The sequence below is a fragment of the Bacillota bacterium genome (assembly GCA_024655925.1).
In the GTDB taxonomy this organism is placed as follows: Bacteria; Bacillota; DTU025; order DTU025; family JANLFS01; genus JANLFS01.
The window spans coordinates 1-2,772 of the sequence record JANLFS010000190.1 but is presented as its reverse complement, the minus strand read 5'-3'; the positions used below and the strand labels follow the sequence as shown (position 1 = coordinate 2,772).

Genomic DNA, 2,772 nt, shown 5'->3' with positions numbered 1-2,772 from the left:
TCTTCTTTCCCCCCTTCTTCCCCTTCCCGCACCCTACTCTAAGATTACACCGCCGGCGCTTAGTGATCGTGCCAACCGGATGCGGTCAAGCGGCAGACGTGATGAATATGGTGCAGCAGATCAACTCGGGAGTGATCAGCTGTGCAGTTTCCCTTCGGCTTTCATATGGCTCAGGTTCCGGCCTGTCCCGGTGGTCGGATCTACGTCATCAGGCCCGGAGACACCTTCTACGCTCTGGCCCAGAGGTTCGGCACCACAGTGGACGCAATAGCCAGGGCCAACCCCGGCGTAGTTCCGCAGCAGCTTCGGGTGGGGCAGAGGATTTGCATACCCGTTGCTGCTCCCGCACCGCCTCCGCCCGCCCCCGGACCGCCCGGCTGTCCCGGTGGTCGGTTCTACATCATCAGGCCTGGAGACACCTTCTACGCCCTTGCCCGGAGGTTCGGCACTACAGTGGACGCAATAGCCAGGGCCAACCCCGGCGTAGTTCCGCAACAGCTTCGGGTGGGACAGAGGATTTGCATACCCGTTGCGGCTCCCGCACCGCCTCCGGCTGCCCCCATCCCAAGGCCGCCGCGTCCACCGCGCTGGCCCCGTCCTCCGCGCAGGCCGCGCAGGCCTTCCTGAGTGTCGCCGTCGCGTTGAAGAGGCCCAACGGGCCTCTTCAGCTTAAGAATGCAGCTGTGAGCTTGCGGGATGAGGCTGTCAGCCCGGCACGAGCGGCCTAACCGTGACCTCCAGGGATATCCCGGGGACATCGGCTTCCGCAGCGAACGCTTGGGCCACTCGCGCGCAGACCGTGTCCGCGCCGGCCCTTCCAGTGTCGGCAAGGAGCACCCCGAGGCAGCCCGAGTCGATCCTGCACAGTACGTCACCCTTGCGCAGGATCCTCCCCACAACCAGCTCGAGGGCATCCAAGGCTTGGCCTTCGAGTCTGCCCGCCCTGGCGCCGTCGCGCACCTCCAGTCGAAGGAACAAGACTGAACTATCGCGCCCTGTGCGCTCGATCCTTCGCCTTTCCAACGCAACCAGGCCCTGGAACATGTCCATATCGCATCTGAACGGCCCCTGGCGCTCCTTTCGAGACACCAGCGCCTCTTCAAGGTGGGTGGGAGTGTGCACCTGGCCCTCTCGATGGTCCCGGATCGCCCTGTGCAGCCGGCGGAACTCCGCCGACCGCCTGAGGCCGAGTTCACGGTGAAGAAGCTCCGTGGTCGCCGCGTAGTGTTCGGCCGCTGCGGCGTGCTCTCCCATCTTCAAAAGGGTCTGAATGTACTCGACATGCATTTCCTCGGAGAACTGCTCCACCTGGAGCGCGTGCTCCAACACTGATCTCGCGCAAGTCAGGTCGCCCGCCGCCGCGAGCCAAGCTGCGGCTTCGCGGGAGGAGTCTACGAACAGCCGCCTGTACCGCTCGCGGGGGGCGACGGTCCAATCGACGTAAATGTCCTGAGCGAGATAGTCACCACGGTACAGGGCGAGCGCCCGCAGGTAGAGCTCAGCTCCGGCCCTGCGGTCGGACGCGCCGACCAGGTGGGCCTCCCCGCATACCTTCTCGAACTCATCCGCATCCACCCAGACAGGCATTTCGTCGTGAAAGATGCAGAAGTCCTTAGTGTAAGTAATGTAGGACCCTTTGGAGTAGGAAGGGCTAGCCGGCTCGAGCGACGCCTTGAGCCTGCTGAGCGCGGTACGGAGCGGAGATGTATCGCCAGAGTCCTGGTTGCCAGGCCAGAGGGTTCTCATGATCTCGGCAGTGGGGACGGGTGCGCCCCTGTGGGCGAGAAGGTATTTGAACACTGACCACGCTTTGCTGGAGCCGTCTCCCCCGATCACCTGCCCAGCGCCGGCTGGGATCACCTTGAACGCCCCCAGGCAGAACACCTTGAGCATGCGGTCCCCTTCTCGGTCCAGGTTTGCACCGGTTCCGACACGCATGTGACCTCGCCTCGCTTGCACTTCGTTAAGGTCTGGCGATTCGCGGCCGCGGTCAATTTCCAGAATCAGAAGTTGCTGAGTAGTAGTGAAATTGGATAGTCTTGAGCGGTATCCTTCCTCGGCGCGACGTTTCACCAGTACGAAGGCTATAAGGCCTAACTAGCGGCGAGGACAATAACGGCATCGCTCTCGGAAAGGGATACCTCTTCTGCCCGATCCGGGTTCAGCCAGACCCTATGCCGGCCGGATGCGATATTAGATTCATTGCGTTTCCGGTAACCCAGCGAGATCTCGCCCCGTTCCCTTGCTGCCCGGGCGATCTCGGAGCAACGCGCGCGCTGGTCAGGCGGCAGATACAGAGACGCGGGCTTCATGTATATCTCCGCCCCGTCGGAACTGAAGAGCCCTCTGAAGACTACATGAAGGTCAGCGCTCTCCGACACCTGGGAAAGCATAAGGCTCGCAAGCTTGCCGCTTACAACGAAATCGTCAGCTGACGAGTTCTCCGGTTCCCGAACCTGCGCGACGATACGGAACGGCTCCAGTTTTCGGCAGGGGTCATTGCGGATCGCAAGGATTGTCTTGAGGGCCATCGACTCAAGAGCGCACTCATCAGAGAAAGCCCGCCTAGCGTCACAATGAGCATCGCCAACAGGAAAGGCCACGTTCCCTCGTCGGACCCCGTGGTACCGGGGTCGAGCGTACAGAGAAGCGTCATCTCTGTAGCACGCAACAACTTGTCAACCGACTGAGAAAATGTCACCCTTTTGGCGGCTAATCCGACTGAGAAAATGTCACCCCCATGGTTTTGTTCCGCTGGCCGTCTCCAGATTC

3 protein-coding genes are annotated in these 2,772 nt (G+C 61.9%); 1 reads left to right on the top strand and 2 read right to left on the bottom strand.

Going from position 1 to position 2,772, the window contains the following annotated elements:
• The first annotated feature begins 141 nt into the window (after positions 1-141).
• On the top strand, positions 142-627 hold the full coding sequence (locus tag NUW23_15855) for a LysM peptidoglycan-binding domain-containing protein (GenBank protein ID MCR4427629.1): 486 nt from the start codon (positions 142-144) through the stop codon (positions 625-627).
• 78 nt (positions 628-705) lie between these two features.
• Here the strand turns inward: NUW23_15855 and NUW23_15850 are convergent, their stop codons facing one another.
• Together NUW23_15850 and NUW23_15845 are read right to left on the bottom strand one after the other, a co-directional pair.
• Positions 706-1,893, bottom strand: a complete 1,188-nt coding sequence (locus NUW23_15850; protein MCR4427628.1) for a hypothetical protein — start codon at positions 1,891-1,893, stop codon at positions 706-708.
• A gap of 200 nt (positions 1,894-2,093) precedes the next feature.
• Positions 2,094-2,603 (bottom strand): hypothetical protein, encoded by a 510-nt coding sequence (locus tag NUW23_15845; GenBank protein MCR4427627.1) that lies wholly within the window; start codon positions 2,601-2,603, stop codon positions 2,094-2,096.
• Between the last annotated feature and the right edge of the window lie 169 nt (positions 2,604-2,772).